Genomic DNA, 20,424 nt, shown 5'->3' on the forward strand with positions numbered 1-20,424 from the left:
ACAAATACTTTTTTATTTTCTTTTTACTTTAAGTTTATAATACATTACATCTTTGATGATAGATTTATTCTTTTTGTTAAAATAAATTAACTCAGAAACAATTTCAGGTCTTTTGTTAACTCTATCAGCTACAATTTCATAGGCAATGTTTTTAGTTATTCCTTCTAAATTCTGATTCCTTTTAAACTCATGTTTCATTACCTGCAGAAACATTTCAGAATTCTCCGGCGACACCTCTGCATTGTAAATTGATATTATGGATTCTGATAATTTTTCAGTCGATTTGATGTTTACAAAATAGTTGTTTAAACAATTGGCCGCATCTTTGTTGTTTTTCCAGCCTGTCAAAAGTATCTCCTGTGCTTCGTTTATATCATTGATTTTATCTTTGTAAATAAAGGAAGCTTTCACGTATTGGTTATTCCTTTTATAATTTTCTATAACTATACTATAATGCTTGTCAGCCTCTTCTTTGTTTTTCAAAATACTATACAAATCACCTACTTTTTCATGCTGGTTAAGTTCAATATATAGTTCGATTGCCTGTTTGTAAACATGTCCTTTTTCATAACATTCGGCAGATTTGTGTTTATTATTCAAGTATTTTAAATAAATAGCAGCAGCTTCACTATACAATTCTCCTTTTTCAAGTACCTCCGCCGCCTTAGAATGATTTTTAAGCAGTTTCATATAAATATGTGCTGCTTTTATGTAATCTTTCTTTTCAATAAACTTCTCTGCCAGTTTTTCATACCGGCTTTGAATAGTCGCAAACCTTTCAGAATCAATTAAAGCAGAACTTCCTCCCGAATATTTTTTAGATTGGGAATAGTCTATAGAAGGACTGGAAGAGTAGCTGCTATTTATTGCCATTACAACAATTAAAGCGAGCAGTAAAATGACGATAAATATTACTACAACTGGGTTAGCACCTAAATGTACACTGTTAAAATCACATCCTCTGATATTAAATAGAATGAATAGTACAAAAATTATCCTAAAAACAATTACATAAGATTCGCTTCCTGATCTATTAAATATATTCTCTTTGCCTCCTGCAAAAGAGCCTCCGCCGGAATTATTTCCTTCAAAAGAAAACTGTCCATTATAACCTCCTCTTGCTGAACCTAATATATCGAGCGGAATTGCCATTTTTAAAGCTAATTCTGGATTTTCATCAAAAAATTTTAAGAACTTATCCATCTCATCTTGGTTTCCTTTCATAATCTCCCGCAGATCAAAAGGCAGCTCATTCATGGCTTCTTCTTCTGAAAACGGCTGTTCAATAACCTCTAAAACCTTTTCGGGATCTACTTCATAACGCAATGACGAAATATACTGAGGTATGGCAATTGTTTTTGATGGCTGCTGTATTTCAGTATTCCTTACAACTGGTGTTTCTAGTATATCTATCCACGAAACTTCCTCTTTTAATTCAATCAAACCAATTTCAGGATGCAAAAAATGATAGTTTTCTGAAAACAGGTTATGCCATTCAGTTTTTGTCAATTGCGGTGTCACGATTGCATTTTCAGGGATAAATAATTTATTTTCAATCAATTGACAAAAATTATTTTTACCAATCTCATCAATTTTACTTTTCTCCTGATTAAATACTATCAAACAGCCAAATAACTCATTAGCACGAATAGCCGGAACGGGGAAAATTTTTACTGCGTCAAGAGTTAACCCTAAATTTTGAACTTCACGAAGCCATACTTCCGCTGAGGCACTTTTAATTAAAATGCCTCCCTTCGGATATGTATTTTTAGAATTTATTCTAAGTTTAAGTTCCATGCTGTTTTATATTATGTATAAATGGCTCTATATATTTTTCCATGAACTCTTTTTCTTTTATGCTTTCCATAACAGAATCAGAAATAAAATAATCATTCCCCGAATACTCAATTTCTGTCGCCATAACGGTTCTTCCGTCAATTATAAAAGGAATATAAAATTTAGGTATTTCGTCATTGCTGCTTTCAAAAATCAGAATTCCGTCTTTATTGGTTACTTTACTTCCATCTTTAGACTCAAAAAACAATGTTTCTATATAACAAACCGCTCCCTTGCTTTCTATAATTTTTTTTAGTTCTTCAGCGTTTTCCCTTGTTACATTATTTAAAACAACTCCAAGTTCATCTTCAACAATTTCTTTACTTTTAACCAAAGACTGACCCGTATTTTCTTTTATTACTTTAACAAGATCCAAAAATGATTCTCCTCTGTTTTTTAGAATAAGATTAACCTTTTCATCAAAACGTATGGAGACATCTCCAGACTCGCCAGCATAATAGTAATGTTTCTTTGAAAATTCTAAATGAACGAAATCGAATCCGTTAACTTCTATGCGATTGTTTACAATTGAAAAACCTTTTATCCTTTTAATTACACTGTATTTAAATTTACTTTTCATAAAATTATCAATAAAGGAAGTTCGTTTTCGAGTATAATTTAAAAAAGCTTCTTTTACAACATCCCTGTCCGCATACTCTGTTTTTAAATCATCATGGATTTTCAAATATGACACATCATCAGTTAAATAGAACTCCCCGCTAAATTCAAATGCGGTAATTTTTGTACCGCTCAGTTCACTATAAGAAAGTACACCATTCTTTAACTCTTGCGTATCAAGATTCATTATACTAACATTCTGCTCACGATCATGGTAAAAACATAAAAATAGTTTTTGTCCATTGCTATTTATTTTTATTGCCAACACACCATCTCCAAAAGGAAGATTTGATGCTATTTTTTTTAATCCTTTGTTAAAATCAGTATCAGTAAATAGAAATAAACTTCTATTTATATACATATAGTAATCCTTACCATCATGAAAAATATTTTTATAATTTCTTTCAACCGGATATAGCAGCGGAATTTTATCTATTGATGTATCTCGAGTTTTTCGAGGTAAATCCTTCTTTTCTTTGTACCACAATTCATCCAAAGGCATTATAATCTGCTGGAGCATTTTCCTGCCTTTATTCTGATTTTTATAAATCTTGATACTTTCCATCTCCATCTCGAAAACGTACTTAATTTCAGAAAAATATTCACTCAAAACCTTTTGCATAGGAGCCAGTTTTAAACTTTCTTCTGAAGAAAAAAGAAAAACTTCCTGATTTTTACTGCTAATTTCATTTTGCTGAAAGAAAGAATTAATTCCTATTGAGCAATCCAGTTTAATACTAAGTTCGCCCAACGCATTAATTACCTCCTGAACTTTTTCTAAAGAGACTTGTTTAAAATCCTGTCCAACCACAAAAATTCTGCATTTTATATCTGTTTTAGGATGTCTTGCAATAGCAATGGCCGAAGCATAAGATAAAATCTTAGGGTTTCCCCAATTCTTAAGAGATACATCGATTAACAAAATCCGCTCAAACTTATCTGCTTCCGGCGGAACTTCTCTTTGAATATACAATGCTTCATTATTTGCAATTCGGGACATAAACACATCATCATCATAAGCAAATTCAGAAATAACCAATTTATCAAAATCTCCTTTATTGGTTAAATCCGAAATCCCTCCCATTGGCTGTTCACTGGGATGATTATGATGCAGCGGAATATGCAATCCCGACCATAATCTCCTAATAAGACTTCCAACCTGAAACGTACGGTCATCCTGAATAAGTTCTTCGACAAAATCAGCAGAATCTGACAGATTCTTTTCTTCTAAAATTTCCTCTTCCAGTTTATCTTTCAAGTCCTCATACGGCACACCTTCCATCGCATTTAAAATTGACTGTACTTTTGGAAACCTTACTTTCAGCATAGCCAGCGTTCTGAAGTCCTTTATGAAATTAGCTTCATTAAATTCTTCTTTAACTGATGCTCTTACCAGATGATGCCTGTGATTTTTATATTCATCCAGAATTTTCTCAGCTCTATCAGAAGAAATTCGGTTATGACATTCCTCAAAAATCGTCTGAAACAGTTTTAATCTTTTTTCTCCGCTTTTATAGTCATCAGGCAAAGCCGAAAGCTGTTTCATAAACCCAATCGCAGCTCCTAATCTAAAGGAATGTTCAACGGGAAAAGTTTTGCTTATTTCTCTGCTTTTTGCCCATGTATCGATCATAGCAATAGCCTGATCACTGTCATGATTGGTCGCAATTATCGCCAGCAATAAGGTTCCAAACGGCGGAATACTATTTTGAGAAAGATGCTCTAAAATTTCAAAGACAAATTTTTCATAAGCAATAGTCGGTCCATTCGGAATTGTAATCGTCTCAAATACGCTGTCCGAAGAAAATATTTGATTGTCCCATTCCCAGAAATAGTCGGCAAATGATTGAAAATATCTTTGAAATTCCATTTTATTTTATGAAAAAGTTAAGCGAAATGAACTAATTGACAGTTCTTTAATATTATTTTTAAGTATGGAAGAATAGCTACTGTCCTTGTTCCAGAATATGATATTCTCTTCAAAAGGATTTAATTGTTTCTGAAGTATTTTTGTCAAAACATTCCATTCAAAATCATATCCGGAAGGAATTAAAAAATTGTTATCAAACCAATACGAATCACCTTTTAAGGGCAGTAAAGGAGTTCCGATAATCAATACTTTTTTATCGATTACAACCCAGCGCAATGGCTCCAGCCTATATTTTGGTGCTGTTAAAATATATGACTTCGCTTCCTCATAATCTGTCAATAAAGCATAAGCTTCTTTTACATTTTCTGAAGGCTTTAAAACCATTTTTATTTTTTGATCAATACCAAAAAAGTTATGATTAAACTTTGGAAGAGAAACAGGCAAAGCTCTCAAAATGGGTGTCCACAATAATCCAGAAGGAAGTTTTTTTACTGGTAAAAGTTTATCTTTTTCAAAAAGTAAATTCTCCTTTAACACAAATATTTTTGCATACGGAATCTGCAGTATTTCGGCCGAATTAATTTGTTCGGAAGAAAAATCTTTAACCCAGATTGTATTAGTTTCATAAGCTGTTTTAAGGTTTTCCCAATGACGTATTGTGCCTAAAAACTCTTTGTGTTCTTTATTGATTTCTAAAAAATACATATTAAATAGTTTGTAGAATTCTCTGCCACAAAGACTCTATATGATCCTGAATGTATTTTTTCTTTTCTGCGTCTTTAATCCAATCACAGCGCGTTTGAATATATCTCAGTTTGTCTTTAATCACATTTTGTTCCTCAAAAGAAAGATTCTCATCCTGCCATTTTTCGGTTAAAAAATAGACTTCTTTCATCACACTTTCTGAGTCAGGCGTTTTATTGTACAAGGCCTGCGGATGTGCTGATTCAGAATTATCTTTCTCAATAATTTTATTAATTATTCCTTCTAATATCTCAATTTGTTCCTCATTGTCCCAGATATATTTCAGCACCCAAAAATCAGATACAATCGCTTCATTTCTGCCGCACATTAATGCACTGGCAGCGATAAGATTCTGAAGTTTTACGGCACGTCTGTCCGATACTTTTATTCCTGTATTTCTAAGACTGTGAATTATATCTACATATTCATTTCGTACAGCAGTCAAATCAATTTTACGGCAAAGCTGCTGCAGATCACGAACCTCATCAGCCGAAATTGTCGGTGTTTCTTTTGAATCCGCACTTTCTAATTTCCATCCTGCTAATAATACCTGATGAAGTAAATCTGGTTCTACATAGTCACATTTTATACGAATTAAGAAACGGTCTAATAATGCGTTCAATGCTTCATCTTCCGGCAAAACGTTACTTGCACCAACAAACATAAGTGCTGGCAATTTTTTAGTTTCTTTACCGCGACGAAATATTTTTTCGTTAAGTGCCATCAGCAAACTGTTCAAAATTGCCGAGTTAGCATTGAAAATCTCATCAAGGAAAACCATTGAAGCTTCTGGCATCATACCTTCTGTATTTGTTATTAGTTCGCCTTCTTTAAGTTTGCGAATATCAAAAGGTCCAAAAATTTCATTTGGTTCTGTAAAACGGGTTAAAAGATATTCGAAGTTCTTATCTCCTTCAATTCCTTTGGACAATGATCTGATAATCGCACTTTTTGCGGTTCCCGGAGGCCCAAGCAAAAAAGCATTTTCTCTTGCCAATAAGCCAATCCCCAACAGATCAATAATTTCATTTTTTCCAACAAAAGTTTCTTTTATATGCTTTAAAACAGCATTTAATTTATCGGTAGCATTCATTTATTTACTTCTAATTTTTATTCGTTTAATTAATTTACAGCTGGGACCAGAATATTTTTTTATAATCTCCAAATCCTATTTCTAATTGCTTTTTGATGAAATCAGATTGAGCAGATTTCACAGCTTTTCTATGTACAATACGATCAATATAAAGCTGCCGCAGACATTCATTTACCGAAACAATATCGTAGTTTATACTTTCAGTATCAATATCAAATCCAATAGCGGAATAATGAAACTGAATTAAATGTTTTTCTAAAATAGGAATCACTAAATCCTCTGGGTCTATTCTTTTCATTTCAGCAGTAATCTGTGGCAAAAAACGCAGACATAGATCAGCGGAAATAATTGCCGAAGCATCCTGCTGTCCTTTCCATTCTGGCAAAAGCAGTTCCAAATCACTTATTTTATGTGCTCTGTTCAATAATAGCTGGGCAGCTAAATATACCGTTTTGGCAGCCCACAAAGCAGCCTCTTGATTAAAAGCCGGTACGATTCCAGGGTATTCTAAAATTTCCCTGTCATATTCCGTTTCTAAAAACAAAATAGTTTCTGTTTCTTCTTTTTTTGAAATAGTAATTAATTTATCATACAAAATAACCTGTTCGATAGTTCTAAGATGATAAATGGTATCTAAAAAAGGTATTTTCGTTTCATTCATAATTCTAAATTATGCTTCTTTCTATTAAAAATTTATTTATTAGAGAAAACCCTTTAATAAACATATTCCTGCTAAACTGCTTAATAGCAAATATATCATTAAATCTGGCATTTGCTGAAAATTATATAATTAAAAAAGCTGTATTCTCTAATGAAAATAGAAACTGCAGATACCAAATAACTGCAGTTTCCTTCTATAGCTCTCTTAATCGGCAGCAGCTATTTTCTTTTAAAAAATTCTAGTTTTTCAGACACCAATGCAAAATTTTAGCGATGTTTTTTGCATCGTCAATGCCTCTATGATGAGTCCCTTCTAACGGAATAGTAAGCAAATGCAGAGCACCGTTCATTCCAGTTGGTTTTACTAACCCAAACTTTTCTTTAAAAAGCTCTTTTACATTAATATGCTCTGCTCCCATCGGATAAGGAACTCCAAACAATTTACACTGTTTTGTAAGCATATTCAAATCGTACTGGCCGTAACTAGCCCAAGTGTACAAATCCGGATTGTACTCATCAATCAGCTGATTGACGGCATCTTCGAAACTAACTCCGTTTTTATCCAGTAAATCCTGGGTAATTGTGGTCAGTTCGGTACAAAAGGAACTCACCGCTGAACGCTGCGGTTTTATCAATATTCCTTTATTCTTAGAAATTGCGCCGGTTTCTGTATCCAGAACGGCCAAGCCAATTTCAATAATTTCGTTTTGCTGGCCCTGCGGAACTGTGCCCTGCCAGCATGTGGCTTCTAAATCGATAATAATAATTTTATCTGTAGTTTTCATTTTTTCTAATTTTTAAAAAATTTACAATTCTCTGTCTCCAAAAGGAGCTTTCCAGTCTTTCTTCAAAATGAGTTCTTTCACTTCATTATAAGAAAGCGGTCCATAATTATGACAGTCAACCCCAACATCAAAAGAGCGGGAAGTTTCGTCATTAAACAAATGGCCGTGAGAGTGGCCGTATAAATGCCAAGTACCTCTAAAAGAACTTCTCCAGGCTTTCATTGCGTAGTGAAATAGGATTATTTTTTGTCTTCCGTTTGAAGCGTCTTCATCGGTAACACTTAATTCGTAGTAATCCTTAATCCATTCAAATCGTTTCGCATAACTCAGTGCTGATTTATCGTGATTGCCTTTCACCAGGAAAATTGAACCATTTAACTGGTCCAAAATTTCTTTTGTCCGTTCTGGTCTCGCCAGCGAAATATCCCCTAAGTGATAGACAATATCCCGCGGACTCACCTTTTCATTCCATCGTTTAATGAGTTCCGCATCCATTTCTTCTACCGAAGCAAACGGCCGTTCACTAAACCTGATTATATTCGTATGACCAAAATGATGATCAGACGTAAAAAATATATTTTGATTCATTTTTTAATTTTTTAAACTGAAACCATTCTTTACACAAATGATTTCTCTTATTCTTTTCTTTAAATTCATAATCAAATATTCAAATTACACTGCGCAATTATTTTGCGCAGTGTAAAAAATTAATTGATCCATTCAATTACAGCCGACAAATAAGCTTGTCTGACTTCTTCAAACCTTGTTATGTTCGGAATATGATTCACTTCTAATAAATATTTAGAGCCGTCTTTTGCCACGATGTAATCATTTCCAATCATATCCATTTTCAAAGCTTCTTTAATATGAAGTGTATCAGTAAGCAGATCATCATCTACAGGCATAAAACCTGCATTATCAGGATGAATCGATTTCAGCCAATCGTCTCCTTCTAACTTAATCTGCCAGTAGATATCTCCTATCATCATAATCCGAACGGCTTCGCCTTCATAATACGGTTCAATGGTAGCGGTAAACTCACTTTCCCACTCTCCTGTAAAACGATGTTTATTTTCACCGCAATGCCAGTTGCCCCATTTTGCAACTGTATCATTCGCAGTACTTACAGAAGCCCCGGCACTTACAAAACCTCTCGGTGCGCTAAACCTTGACAGAGATAAAGCTTTTACCAGACAAGGAATCTTAAATCGGCAGTCCAGCATAGCAGAAGCTTTAGGATAACAATCTCCATTCCAAATGGCAAGACCTGAAATAAAATCAAAATCATTATCGTAAATTCCGTAGTAAACCACTTTATCTACAGGCAGCATTCCAATTCCATTCGATTTTTCCATGTACAAAACGGCATCTTTAACCACAATTTTTGGTATTGACTGGTGCCAGATAATATGACCGGAATATTGCGCTTTTATGCTATCATATTCTTCCTGTTCAATTCCTACAAGGGCTATACGGTTGTATTTTTGTTTCATCGTTATTAAATTTTAAATGTTACTTGTATTTATTTTTTATACTGCTTCAAGTTTCAGGCGTTTAATTCCAAAATCTGTTTTTCTCAATTTACACATCCTTCCATCTGAAACGTGGTGGAAAACAATTCCTTCAATATCATTTTCTGATAAAAATGTTTCCAAATCATCAAATTCAAGACTTACAAAATCAAGGATTTCACTGCCGTGTTTTACCAAAGTATGTTTGTCAAACTTTTCAGGATTTCCCTGTACTTTGGGGCCGCACAATTCGTAGGTTCCGTCTGTTTTATTTTCTAAACGATCGAAAGCTTCAAAGAAATGTTTGTCTTCCGATTTTGAACGGTCACATTTTAACCAGTGCGGGTGATGCCCTGAAATTGGATCTGCTTCCTGACACGGAATCGCTCCTGCCGGAATCGTCCTTCCTTTTTTAGCATCGAATCTTTTAAATATTTCTCTGCCAATAATGGCTGCAGATGTACCGTCAAATTTTCTGGTCGCAATGGCTTGTCCATCAAAAACCCAATTGTTTTCTATATTGATTTTATTAATTACCCTTCCTAAATCAGCAGGGTTTTTAGCAAATAATGTACTTATCTTTTTCATTGTTTATTTTTTTAATTGTTATCTCTGTAAAACTTTATACAGTAATTTGGCTGCATTATAAGCATCATCGGCTCCATTATGATTCTTTCCTTCAAAAGATTCTCCTATTAGCTCTAGTTCTTTCAATAATCCTTGAGGTTTCTCCTGAAGGTAAACTAAATTAAAAAGTGTCTTTATATTCAAATAGTCATTTCTAAATGGGTTTTCAATTGCTTTTGCTTTACATTCTTGTTCTAATATTTCTTGATCAAAATCGCCATAACCTGCAAATGTTCTATACTTTGCCGAATACTTGGAATTAATTTTCTTTAATGCTTTCTCAAGAGAAGTTCCTTCTATCCGTAGTTTTTCATTTGTAATTCCTGTTAATTGGCTACAAAAAGAAGAAACTTGAGAAACTTCCGGTTTGATATAAAAACTTTGTTTATTTTCAATTTTTCCCGACGATAAGATTAACTTACATACTCCTATTTCGATAATTTCTCTCTGATTTGAAAGTGTTTCCTCCTTAGTTTCCCAACAAGTTGCTTCAATATCAATCACTATAATTTTATCATATAACACCATGATTTCTAAATTTTTATCTTTTTCAATTAAACTTCTTTTGAAGCGGCTAATATTCTAAGTCACTAAGTTTTTTATACTTTGAAGCTTTGCACAAAGCGGCTCATACGGGAGTCGAACCCGTTTCTCCCGAGAGACAGTCGGGAAGGTTAGCCAGTAACCCCAATGAGCCAGTTCCTTCTAGAGAACAAGTGATTTTGGAAGGATTCGAACCTTCGGCCATCTGCTTAGAAGGCAGACGCTCTATCCAGCTGAGCTACAAAATCATTATTTTTTGGGCATAAAAAAAGCACCCGGTTAAAGGTGCTTTATAAATTCAATATGACATAACTATCCTATTGCCTGTATCTATGCACCTGTATTGTTAAACATCCAAGATCCATTCTCGGGTTTAGCAGTTGTGTGTTATATATTTTTAAATTGAAGTTCATTTTATATGCTGTATTATATTCTAAAATCATTTTTATCTGAAAATCTTTCTTCTGATTTTCTTCGGCAAAGATAAAGTCGAAAAAATCAATTATCCAAATTATTTTTTAAATTATTTTATTGATTATCAATTATTTACACTCTAATTAAATCAATAGAAATTCCTGTCCGCATACTGATGCAGATTCCTTAATTGTATCAAATGACTGTCTCTCATTAGATTACTTTTCAAGATTATATTTCGTTATTTAGTTTATGCATTAAACATTTAATCATTTATTTTTTGGTTTATTTTTAGTTAAGCGTTTATTTTTATCCTTTTTTGTGTCATAGAAAGCAAAATCTAAGTGCTTTTTGATTCTATTTATCGAAATTTAAATGTCGTAAAACAAAAAAAGCGTCCCATTTTGAGGACGCTTCTATATTTATGTTGAGTTTAAAACTATACTTTACACTTCAATTCCATAAAAATACTATTACATCCTGAATCCCTAGCCGGAAGATATCCTGCTAAATGGTCAAAATTTTGTTCTATTGAAAGTCTCATATGTATTTCTTTTATTTTAATTCGACGCAAATGTAGTCCTTTATATCTTAAATTAACAGATTTTTATGAAATTAAAATTTCTTTTTTTCTGTCCATCCCTTTTTTAAGCATATGTTTTATCATTCTGACTTAAAATAATTGGGTCCTGAATATCATCATCTTTAGCAAATAATAAAACTTTAAACATAACCTCTGCTGATTTCGGATCATCATCTGGGGGGAACAAACGTCCTCTGTTCGGCGAATCAATGGCAGAACCAATAAATATTTTAAATTAAATTAAAAAACCAAACCCCGCAAATATTGGTGATTTGCAGGGTTTGGCTTTTTATTGGTAGAAAAACGGGTTTAATTTACTTTGGCAACGCTGATTTTTTCCAGTGTAACTTTAGCATCTCCGCTTCCGGTCTTTTTAATGATAATTTCAAAATCAGAAGCAGAATTCGATAAGTCATCTGAAATAAAATAAGAGAAATTCAATTTTACGCCAGTTTCGCTTATTTCATGAGTACCTTCTAATCCGTGATCATGGGCAACGCCAAAGAAAGTCATTGTGCCCACGTATTGGTCTGCTTTTCCAGGATAACGAATATAAACGCTGTAAAAATCTTTTGGTTCTTTGTAAACCACTACATCCAGATTCAATACGATTTTTGAATTAACTTCAGCTTTCAAAATTTTATTAGTGTTTTTAGCAAAGTTTGAAGTTACTTTGTGAGTAAAGCTAGTACTCTCAAGCGGTTTACCAATTTTTTGTTCCCAGATAATCTTTTCTTTTGAGTCCTGAAACGCAATTACTTTTTTCGTTTTTGCATTTTTCGCAGCTAAAACAGGTTCTTTTGATTCATAAAGCAAATTGTCGTATTTGTAATCTAAATTGAAGACAATATTATATATTTCTTCCATTGTATAAGTTACATGATCTCCGTTTGGCGCAATAAACTCATAAGGCCATGGATTTGCTTTCAGCTGTTCTAAAGTCGGACGCTGTCCGTAAGCCGAAACATCCCACGATTCCCAAATACGATCAATCATACTGTGGTGAAGCCAGAAAACAGGATCAAACCCAGCAGAAGGCACATTGGCCATTAAACCTGAGAAATTCTGCTTTTGGTAAATTTCATTGTAGAATGTTTCACCTGGATCTGCATATTCGCCGCCAATTAAATCATGCATAAAACCGTGAGGCGCGATTTCTAAATTTTTGCTGAATCCCGCAGATCCTGAAAAGGAAGGATTCGTTTTTAATTCTTCCAGAGACAACTGAATTTGTTTTAACTGATCTGGAAGAATCTCTTTTCCATCATTCAAAATACTGTATCTCGATGCGATGTACAATGAACCTGATTTTTCTCTTATTTTTTCAGGCATAATATTGTCTTTGTTTGCAACACTTCCATAATTCCAGTATGGAAGAGCAAAATCTTTTTTACCGGATAAATCGCGAACAATTTTTTCCAGATACCAAATGTACATTCTGTGCCATAACAAAAAATTCAAAGAAGCACTTTCTGTTTTTTTATGAGTGCAATCTCCCCACGCCCACAATTTATCTTTAGAAGTTTGGTATGCTGAACAAAGCTGGTTCTGTCCCTGAATAACGTCCGGTATATTATGAATCGCTCCCTGATAGTACCAGCTCAGGCCTTTTTCGCAGCCCATTTCACGCATTTTCTTGAAAGCAACATTCATAGCTTCAAGATCTGCCTGTGCTTCAGGTGTATTGGCATTTTTTCGTACATATTGTACATTGTTTTTATTTTGACCAAAGCAAAAACCTGCAATCAAAATAATAAAGAATAAAGTAACTTTTTTTTCCATTTTGTATGTTTTTGGGTTAATAATGATTTGTTTATTGATATTAAAGAGCTTCTACCTGAAAGGTTAGAATTTGAGCATAATCAGGGTTCGCTTTATCGTAGATCTTAAACTTTACAGTACCGTTTCCAGTTTTATTGGATGGAATAACATGAATAGCAATAAATCCCTGCTGATCTGCATTGAGTTTTCTAAAAGCAGAACCTTGGGGAATTCCGATCTGACAGGCACCGTGCTGGCACATCGAGCAATCCCATTCTTTAGGAAAAGTATTCGATACCGTTTCCCAAACCAGATAAATAGGCTGATTGGAAATATTTTCGACTTTGATTTTAGAAATATCCAGTCGTTTGTTTTTTTGCACACTTTCTTTGTTTGTTGCGTTTCCTATAACAGAAAAAGTAGGTTTGGTTTGTGCAAAAGCGAAAGAAAATGAAAGAAGAAGAATAAGGTAAAGTAGTCTTTTTTTCATGAGAAATGAGTTTAAATTATTAATAAAAGACAGGAATTGCCGCTTTGTAACTTGTTTTCTTTGAAGCGGGATTTATAAAACGATATTTGATTTTTTCTGTTTCTCCTGTATCGCCTAAATAAGCCAGCAGTTCGAAACATTCGCCTGGATGCAGTTTTAACTGATATCCTTTTGATACTGCTTTGATATTGAAATCTTTTCCATACAGTAAATGAAGTTTGGTCCGGGACGGAAACACAATTTCGTGTTCATACAAACCTGCATTTACTAACCGGAGCAAAAGCGTATCTTTTTTGTGCGCCAATGACTGTAAACCTTTATTTTTTGAGAACGTTTCTCCGTTAATCAGAAAATAATCAGGCTTGTATTTTGGAAGAATGACAGCTTTGTTTGAAGGATCATATTCGGTTCCCATAATGGTATCAGTGTGCCATTGTGAATCTAGTTCGTTACTGCACCACATTACTTCTTTTGAAGGTTTAACAGACGAATATTCATTTTCTTTAGGCCGGATAACAATTACACCAAACATCCCAGCCTGAAGATTGAAAGGATAATTTTCGGGACTGTAATACAAATAGGTTCCTGATTTTTTAGCCTGAAAGGAATAAAATCCGTGTTCCATATGATGAACGGCTTCTTTTACTTTCATGACCTCGTTTTCCTTATTATGCTGCACAAACTCAATTTCCTTACAGTATAATGAAACAGGATTTCCCTGCGAGATATTCCAAAAATCAATAAGGATACTATCGCCTTCTTTTATATCGATATAAGATCCTGGAAAAGTAATTTGTCCCGAAAGCGAATCGGCAAAACCAAAAGCCCGGATAACGGTATTATCCAGTTCCAGTTTTCCTGTTGTTCTTCCGATGATTAATCTTTCGTTTTGGGAAAACAACAAAGCCCTAAAGAGTAAAAAAGAACAGACCCATATGATTTTATTGCGATTTTTCATTTCTAAACCTGAATTATTGTTCAATATCCTTGTTGCTATTGAAATTCAAATTTAGAGCTATAAAAAATGATAAGACTGCGTACAAACACCTGTTTTTGCAGTATAAATCCTAAAAATAATTCATCTCATTTTGGTTTTCGCCTGAATAAAATTAAGATTTCCTTGAAACTGAATTGGGCAATAACAAAAAAATCGCCCTTTTGGGGAGATTCTGCTTTTATGAATATAACTCTTCTCTGATTTTAATTAAAGTCTGAATTGCTTTTTCCTCATCCGGTTTTTCCGGCAAAGTCGAAGTTTGATACTGCTTTTCGATGGAAGCGATTAAATTATCCGCCATTTTAAGTAAATCATCGTATTCCTTGTTTCCTGCTTTTATGTCCAATAATTCTTCCCGATTGGAAACCCTGATGTTTAATTTTCCGGTGGAAAGAATCTGCTCAGCGGTCTGCAAAAGACGGATGGTGTGCATCATGTTTTTGCTGTCGTAATTTTGTGGTTGAGACGTTGCATGCAACGTCTTTACAGAATCTCTGTAACGGTCTTCATTGCGTTTTTCGATCCATTCCCAATACTCTTTGTATTCTTTGCAATATTTCGAATAGCCGTCCTGATTGCAGGACAAATAACCAACGAGTTTTTCGTTTTTTGGAATCGAAGAAAGCGAAACTTCATTGGAGCTTTCTTTTTGGATGATTCCTTTGTAACCTAAGGTTTTATTTTCATCATAAAACATCGCAAACATATCCTTCATGTGTGGCATTTTTGCTAATCCAATATGGGATTTATCAAAGGAATTCGACATCAGCCAATTTTGAACAGGAATTGCTTCGTGTACGGACATGTGTACGGACAAGTCGCGACTTGTCCCTACGGGCAATACATAACAAAAATCCAAAAGGCTTTTCTTTTCCTTTGGCATCGGATTTACTATTTTCCTGTTTAAACCTCTCGCCTTTTTGATCTGTGTAACGGCATAACCGGCAAAAGAATCTTTGCACAATTTGGATAGAAAATCTTCCATTCTAAGGTTTTCCATTAACGGATGTTTGTACAAAATACAATCTTCCGGCGAAGCCAGAATCTCCAATATATTAGGATTATTTTTGAGCAGTAATTCCACAAAACGGCCAATCTCGTAATACACCTCATCATTGGTTTCATTACTGATTTGCGGGATATAATCCAACCCAAAGAATTTCTCTTTTGGCAGGTAATAAACGCCTTTGATATCAGTATCCGATGTTGGTGTATTTAACCCAAAAGATTTGCTTCCCGAAATTACTTCGAAAAGGATTAGGTTTTGGGTGCGTAGGTCTTGGATGGTCATTTACTCTATGCTTTTAAATTATGTAAAGATTTTTTACTGCATAAAACTCGCTTAAAACTTCGTCATAATAATCTCCTAATAGCTTAAACTCTTTTTTTAAAATGCTTTCATATTGATTAATCAAACTTATAGGCATTCCATAAAAAGTATTTCTAAATAATTCGGAAGAATATCTATTTTTATCTTTTACACTTATGGTGTTACTTAGATATAGATATTTTATAAAATTAACACATAAAATAATTATATCAGGATTACGATTTATATAAAATTGCAAGTTTTCCAACACTAAAAGATAATAATTTTCCCTACCAGTTATAAAATCAAAAAATTCATTTTTTAAAGTTTCTAGATTAATATCAATTCCTAAATAATTATTTTTTAATAAATATCTATAAAAATCTGTGTTACATTTCTCAGGATAAAAGGTTATAAGATATTTTTCAGGATTAATTAAATTACTATACAAGTTTTGATTTCTTTTAAATAAAAATAAAGTGCTATCACTACTTATTAATTTCTGATTCTCCCTTATTGATAAATGCATGTAATCAACTAACATTTTCATAATATTAGAATCAAATCCTATTTCATTTTGCCTCAGTTTTGGAATCAGATCTAATTTTTCTTCAACAAGGTCAATTTCACAATTTTCATTAGTCCAGACAAGTATCGAATTAATAAATTCTATTCTTTTTTCTTTATAATTTTCAGGAGTATCATATCTCGTTATCCCTTCCATCGTGATTTGAATACTCATTGAAGATTCTGGTAAATTTTTTAGTTCTACTAATTCCTCCTCAATTTCTTTCTTAATTAAATTAGATATTTTAAATTTATGTTTGAACTTAAAATCCAACTCTCTTTCTAAAAAAAAGAATAACAACAAAGTACTGAAATCTAAAATAAATCCAACCTCATCCTTAGACGTAATTTTATGAGAAAAAGCGTTCGGTATTGTAGTATATTTACATCCCTTAAAGTTTGTCAAATGCAAATAGGCATTTAGATAATTTTCTCTAAAAACCCCTCTTACTATTTCTGTAAAACCTACTTTATAATCATAATATTCATTCAGAAGATTATCTACTCTTTCCTTTTCTTGAGTGCCAGAAACTCCAAATTGCTCAATTAGGAAGTTTTTCATTCCTTCAGCATCTTGGGGCATTTGAAGCGATTCAAACCCTAACTCATTAATTGGATTATTTGCTTCTTCGGAAATATCTCGAAACAATTTCATAGCATCATTATAAATCTCAACGATTACTATTGTATTAATATTACTAGACATTGATGATTTACTTGAAAAAGATTCTCCTTTTCTTTTACCTATAAATTCCTTGTTTAGTCCTCCTAAGTTTGTAATTTTTTTCTTTTCATTTTTTCCATTTACAGTATAAGCTACCCAGTAATCCAGTTCCACTTCTTCATACTGCTCAAAAAAAGGTGTGATTAATAATGAAGCTGTAAAATAATTTTTTCTCGCATAAGTATTATTAATATCAAGTGCTAAATTATATAAGATATCAAATCCTTTTGAAATATTGATATTGTTACGAATCATTATAAAACTAACATTTACTCCTATAGCTTCATCATCAAAAACAGTTTTAACATCTGTACATACTTCATTAATTTTATCAAATGACTTTTTTCTTTCAAGAGTAGCTAAATAAAAAAAAAGGTACTGTTCATTATCAGGAAACTCTTTATGCAAAAGTTCATCAATTTGTTCAAGACTATTTAAATCGTCTATCTCGATATAAAAATTATGCTCAAATCCAAGTAAAAGCTCATCTATGTCTGAATTGTTTTCTCTCCAAAATTTTAATAATTCTAGTAACTCTTTGTATCTTCCTCTTTCATCATCATCTTTATCGTGTAATTGTTTATGAAGAAGAATTATATAGAGTCTTAAAGTTTCTGATATAATAGATTTGTCTGTAAAAGATTCCATATAATTAATAGCTTCTTTAATCTTTCCAATTAAATTCATGCAATTAGCTATTTGAGTTTTACAAATCAAATCAAAGAAACCGCAGTCTTTTATTTTAATTATTTGTTCATAAATTTCTTCTTTATTGTATACTCTAATATACCTCACCTTTATTAAAATTTCAAAAAATATTTTTAATTCATCAAAACTAAAATCCTTTTTTAAAACTTTTGCCAACCTCATCTCATAGAGTTCTTTATCATAATTATTGCCTGGAATATTAAAGAAAGCTTTATCAATATTTATAAAATGTTTTTCATTTAAAATATCTATTGATTTTAAATATTCATCAAACAATTTTTCAATTTCCTCATCTTTTTCTAACAGATAAAATACAACAGACTTAAAGAGAAAAAATTCGCTATTTAATTCTCCGTTTAAATTTTCATACTCATTGAGTAATGAAACTGTTTTTTCATATTGCTTTTGATGATTGTGTATTTGGCACATAAAGTATGTATAAAACCAAAAAGGCTTTTCAAGCTTTACAAATACTTTTTCAATGTTTTCATAATCATTATCGCTATATGTTTTTATATAACTTAAATAATGATAATAAAATTTTTGATGAGAAATAGTATTTGAAATCTCTGTTTTATCTAATGTATTAACAAAAATTTCAGTTAAATTAACAGTAGAAGATATCTCAGGTATTTCTTCCAAGAGGAATCTATCTCCAGCAATATATTTTGTTTGGTATTTGTTGAATATTATTGTAAGAGCCAAATCTATAACTATCAACCAAGATATTTTATTATCAAATGTAACTTCTTTGTATTTTTCGTAATCAATTTTCAGCTCAAAGCCATAATCTTTTAAATTTTCAAAAAAATCTAACTTTTCAATTCGAATAATTTGATAAATGACACTATGTTGAAAACCATAATTATCAAATACAATTTTAGGTACAGACTTGAGATAATTCTTAATATCATCAGAAATTAAAACTTTTACAAACCAAGCACTTATGTTATATTCGTCAATTTGAATTATTTCTTCAGATAATTTTATTGCTTTTGAATTATCTTTTAAATTTATATACTCAACACAGGCTCTTTCTTTAAGAGTTTCATCTTGGTTATTCAACAAATATGCTTGTACAAAATCCTTCGCTGAATCTTCCTTAGAGTATTCCGTTAAATCACTTTTACAAAGAGCTTTTAAATAAAGTAGCTTACTATTTATTTTGTTATCGTTTTCTGCTTGTCCATTTTTAATTCTATCATCTAAAGCATTAAGTAAATCAAGTGCCGTTTTAGGCTTAAAAGATAAAATAAGATTATTAATCTCTTCTAATTGCTGTTTATACTCAATGAGCAAATGAGATAATCCTTCAAAAACATTCGTAATATTGTTTCCGATATGAACTCCTCCACCATCACTATTAATACTTCCTAAATTTACATTATTAAGCTCCATAATTATCTCCTAATCTAAAATCTCCTCCTCCTGTGTTTACATTACCTGTATTTACATTTTTACTATTTGTAATTGTATTTTCAATTTTTGGAAGTTTTTCTAAAATTTCCTTCAAATGAATTTCAAATTCAGGATTATCTTCGATAGAATTTTCAATAAGTGCTTTTGCAATATTTTGCTTTTCTTTATTTTCAGGATTTTCTTGAAGTTCAATTAATGCTTTTTTAGGTTTATCATCTTTAAAAAATAATGATTTAATCCAATTAATTGCTCCTTCTGAAACACTTTCAAATCCTTTTTCACTAAATTTATCAATCCCTTTTTTGCCTAATTCTATTAAAAAAGGTGTAATAATTGCCATTGTAATTGGTTCCATATTTTATAGTTTTATTAGTTATTAATCATATTCATAAAAAACAAATCCAACTCCTCATTCAACTTCTTCCCACTTCCCAACTTACTTGCATTTTCCTGATTAAATTGTACTGTTTCCAATAAAAAATCAGTTATCAAAGTTTCTTTTGGGTGCAGATAGGTTTCGTTTTGGCTGGCTTTTATTTGTTGTAATTCTAGTATTTTTTCCTGTATGTTTTTCGGCGCAATTGGTAAAACTTCTGCAAATGCAACGGGCGGAAAAGTATTGTTTTCTAAAATCCATTTTCCGGCCAATGCGGTGCGCAAGGCGTAGAAATAACTTTTTAGTTTTACTTCTTCCATTTCGCAGACTTCCATGAAATTCTTTGTCGTTCCCAAATAATGGTGCAAAATCGCTATTGGAGAAAAACATGCTGTGGCTAGCTCCCGCATTTGCTTTGCAAAAACTTCATTCTCAAAATATACAACAGGTGAATACAGCCACTCGAGCAAAGGTGCATTGGATTTTGCCAATAATTTTACGGCTTTCCGTAAATCCCAGCCGGAACCGTCAAGATCGTCCTCCGTCATGAACTCGATTACGTCGGGCTTTTCCCAAAGTGACAAATAATACTCCGGCTTGTTCTTGTATATAAAACGGATATCATAGTCGCTGTCCGGAGAAGCAAATCCCCACGCACGACTGCCCGATTCGCAAGCAAAAAGTATTTCTACATCTTTTTGTATTTCTATTTCTTTTAATTTATCGAGTATTTTCTTTTCCATATTCTTCTCAAATTAATCCAGATAAGACCTAACCGATTTTCAAAAC

At 32.4% G+C, this 20,424-nt stretch carries 18 protein-coding genes and 2 tRNA genes; all 20 read right to left on the reverse strand.

What is annotated here, in order from left to right; translation table 11 throughout:
- Nucleotides 1-12 precede the first annotated feature (12 nt).
- Complete coding sequence (locus tag OZP07_RS14195; protein ID WP_194639050.1) at nt 13-1,797, reverse strand: hypothetical protein; 1,785 nt, start codon at nt 1,795-1,797, stop codon at nt 13-15.
- Nucleotides 1,787-4,324 (reverse strand): ribosomal protein L7/L12, encoded by a 2,538-nt coding sequence (locus tag OZP07_RS14200; RefSeq protein ID WP_281635605.1) that lies wholly within the window; start codon nt 4,322-4,324, stop codon nt 1,787-1,789. Before OZP07_RS14200 ends, OZP07_RS14195 begins: the two co-directional genes overlap by 11 nt.
- 6 nt (nt 4,325-4,330) lie before the next feature.
- Nucleotides 4,331-5,029 (reverse strand): hypothetical protein, encoded by a 699-nt coding sequence (locus OZP07_RS14205; protein ID WP_281635606.1) that lies wholly within the window; start codon nt 5,027-5,029, stop codon nt 4,331-4,333.
- A 1-nt stretch (nt 5,030) separates the two neighbouring features.
- Nucleotides 5,031-6,161: an AAA family ATPase gene (locus OZP07_RS14210; protein ID WP_281635607.1), complete on the reverse strand. Its 1,131-nt coding sequence runs from the start codon at nt 6,159-6,161 to the stop codon at nt 5,031-5,033.
- A gap of 34 nt (nt 6,162-6,195) precedes the next feature.
- Nucleotides 6,196-6,822: a hypothetical protein gene (locus OZP07_RS14215; RefSeq protein WP_281635608.1), complete on the reverse strand. Its 627-nt coding sequence runs from the start codon at nt 6,820-6,822 to the stop codon at nt 6,196-6,198.
- Between the two features lie 238 nt (nt 6,823-7,060).
- A complete protein-coding gene (locus tag OZP07_RS14220) occupies nt 7,061-7,606 on the reverse strand; it encodes a 3'-5' exonuclease (protein ID WP_281635609.1) in 546 nt (181 codons plus the stop codon).
- A gap of 21 nt (nt 7,607-7,627) precedes the next feature.
- Nucleotides 7,628-8,194: a metallophosphoesterase family protein gene (locus OZP07_RS14225; protein ID WP_281635610.1), complete on the reverse strand. Its 567-nt coding sequence runs from the start codon at nt 8,192-8,194 to the stop codon at nt 7,628-7,630.
- Between the two features lie 119 nt (nt 8,195-8,313).
- Complete coding sequence (locus OZP07_RS14230) at nt 8,314-9,099, reverse strand: ATP-grasp domain-containing protein (protein ID WP_281635611.1); 786 nt, start codon at nt 9,097-9,099, stop codon at nt 8,314-8,316.
- Between the two features lie 36 nt (nt 9,100-9,135).
- A complete protein-coding gene (locus OZP07_RS14235) occupies nt 9,136-9,705 on the reverse strand; it encodes an RNA ligase 1 family protein (protein WP_281635612.1) in 570 nt (189 codons plus the stop codon).
- A gap of 18 nt (nt 9,706-9,723) precedes the next feature.
- Complete coding sequence (locus OZP07_RS14240; RefSeq protein WP_281635613.1) at nt 9,724-10,272, reverse strand: 3'-5' exonuclease; 549 nt, start codon at nt 10,270-10,272, stop codon at nt 9,724-9,726.
- 96 nt (nt 10,273-10,368) lie between these two features.
- Nucleotides 10,369-10,441, reverse strand: a tRNA-Asp gene (locus OZP07_RS14245).
- Between the two features lie 20 nt (nt 10,442-10,461).
- A tRNA-Arg gene (locus OZP07_RS14250) sits at nt 10,462-10,535 on the reverse strand.
- A gap of 813 nt (nt 10,536-11,348) precedes the next feature.
- A complete protein-coding gene (locus OZP07_RS22310; protein WP_489886140.1) occupies nt 11,349-11,432 on the reverse strand; it encodes a hypothetical protein in 84 nt (27 codons plus the stop codon).
- Nucleotides 11,433-11,593: 161 nt separating this feature from the next.
- Entirely contained in the window at nt 11,594-13,066 is a 1,473-nt protein-coding gene (locus tag OZP07_RS14255; protein ID WP_194639077.1) for a tyrosinase family protein, read from the reverse strand.
- A gap of 40 nt (nt 13,067-13,106) precedes the next feature.
- Nucleotides 13,107-13,535, reverse strand: a complete 429-nt coding sequence (locus OZP07_RS14260; protein ID WP_281635614.1) for a hypothetical protein — start codon at nt 13,533-13,535, stop codon at nt 13,107-13,109.
- Nucleotides 13,536-13,554: 19 nt separating this feature from the next.
- Nucleotides 13,555-14,493 carry a multicopper oxidase domain-containing protein gene (locus OZP07_RS14265; protein ID WP_281635615.1) on the reverse strand — a complete coding sequence of 313 codons (939 nt, stop codon included), beginning with the start codon at nt 14,491-14,493 and terminating at the stop codon, nt 13,555-13,557.
- 217 nt (nt 14,494-14,710) lie between these two features.
- Nucleotides 14,711-15,823: a nucleotidyltransferase domain-containing protein gene (locus OZP07_RS14270; protein WP_281635616.1), complete on the reverse strand. Its 1,113-nt coding sequence runs from the start codon at nt 15,821-15,823 to the stop codon at nt 14,711-14,713.
- Between the two features lie 13 nt (nt 15,824-15,836).
- Nucleotides 15,837-19,238 carry a PIN domain-containing protein gene (locus tag OZP07_RS14275; RefSeq protein ID WP_281635617.1) on the reverse strand — a complete coding sequence of 1,134 codons (3,402 nt, stop codon included), beginning with the start codon at nt 19,236-19,238 and terminating at the stop codon, nt 15,837-15,839.
- On the reverse strand, nt 19,228-19,614 hold the full coding sequence (locus tag OZP07_RS14280; RefSeq protein ID WP_281635618.1) for a hypothetical protein: 387 nt from the start codon (nt 19,612-19,614) through the stop codon (nt 19,228-19,230). Before OZP07_RS14280 ends, OZP07_RS14275 begins: the two co-directional genes overlap by 11 nt.
- A 14-nt stretch (nt 19,615-19,628) precedes the next feature.
- Complete coding sequence (locus OZP07_RS14285; RefSeq protein ID WP_281635619.1) at nt 19,629-20,378, reverse strand: nucleotidyltransferase domain-containing protein; 750 nt, start codon at nt 20,376-20,378, stop codon at nt 19,629-19,631.
- Between the last annotated feature and the right edge of the window lie 46 nt (nt 20,379-20,424).

Source organism: Flavobacterium marginilacus (assembly GCF_026870155.1).
Taxonomy (GTDB): domain Bacteria; phylum Bacteroidota; class Bacteroidia; order Flavobacteriales; family Flavobacteriaceae; genus Flavobacterium; species Flavobacterium marginilacus.

Bases quoted from the DNA above. Each gene is read 5' to 3' on its own strand.
- OZP07_RS14285 (WP_281635619.1), bottom strand. From the start codon at position 20,378: ATGGAAAAGAAAATACTCGATAAATTAAAAGAAATAGAAATACAAAAA.
- OZP07_RS22310 (WP_489886140.1), bottom strand. From the start codon at position 11,432: ATGTTTAAAGTTTTATTATTTGCTAAAGATGATGATATTCAGGACCCA.
- OZP07_RS14195 (WP_194639050.1), bottom strand. From the start codon at position 1,797: ATGGAACTTAAACTTAGAATAAATTCTAAAAATACATATCCGAAGGGA.
- OZP07_RS14235 (WP_281635612.1), bottom strand. From the start codon at position 9,705: ATGAAAAAGATAAGTACATTATTTGCTAAAAACCCTGCTGATTTAGGA.
- OZP07_RS14270 (WP_281635616.1), bottom strand. From the start codon at position 15,823: ATGACCATCCAAGACCTACGCACCCAAAACCTAATCCTTTTCGAAGTA.
- OZP07_RS14240 (WP_281635613.1), bottom strand. From the start codon at position 10,272: ATGGTGTTATATGATAAAATTATAGTGATTGATATTGAAGCAACTTGT.
- OZP07_RS14225 (WP_281635610.1), bottom strand. From the start codon at position 8,194: ATGAATCAAAATATATTTTTTACGTCTGATCATCATTTTGGTCATACG.
- OZP07_RS14205 (WP_281635606.1), bottom strand. From the start codon at position 5,029: ATGTATTTTTTAGAAATCAATAAAGAACACAAAGAGTTTTTAGGCACA.
- OZP07_RS14215 (WP_281635608.1), bottom strand. From the start codon at position 6,822: ATGAATGAAACGAAAATACCTTTTTTAGATACCATTTATCATCTTAGA.
- OZP07_RS14230 (WP_281635611.1), bottom strand. From the start codon at position 9,099: ATGAAACAAAAATACAACCGTATAGCCCTTGTAGGAATTGAACAGGAA.
- OZP07_RS14200 (WP_281635605.1), bottom strand. From the start codon at position 4,324: ATGGAATTTCAAAGATATTTTCAATCATTTGCCGACTATTTCTGGGAA.
- OZP07_RS14260 (WP_281635614.1), bottom strand. From the start codon at position 13,535: ATGAAAAAAAGACTACTTTACCTTATTCTTCTTCTTTCATTTTCTTTC.
- OZP07_RS14265 (WP_281635615.1), bottom strand. From the start codon at position 14,493: ATGAAAAATCGCAATAAAATCATATGGGTCTGTTCTTTTTTACTCTTT.
- OZP07_RS14220 (WP_281635609.1), bottom strand. From the start codon at position 7,606: ATGAAAACTACAGATAAAATTATTATTATCGATTTAGAAGCCACATGC.
- OZP07_RS14280 (WP_281635618.1), bottom strand. From the start codon at position 19,614: ATGGAACCAATTACAATGGCAATTATTACACCTTTTTTAATAGAATTA.
- OZP07_RS14255 (WP_194639077.1), bottom strand. From the start codon at position 13,066: ATGGAAAAAAAAGTTACTTTATTCTTTATTATTTTGATTGCAGGTTTT.
- OZP07_RS14210 (WP_281635607.1), bottom strand. From the start codon at position 6,161: ATGAATGCTACCGATAAATTAAATGCTGTTTTAAAGCATATAAAAGAA.
- OZP07_RS14275 (WP_281635617.1), bottom strand. From the start codon at position 19,238: ATGGAGCTTAATAATGTAAATTTAGGAAGTATTAATAGTGATGGTGGA.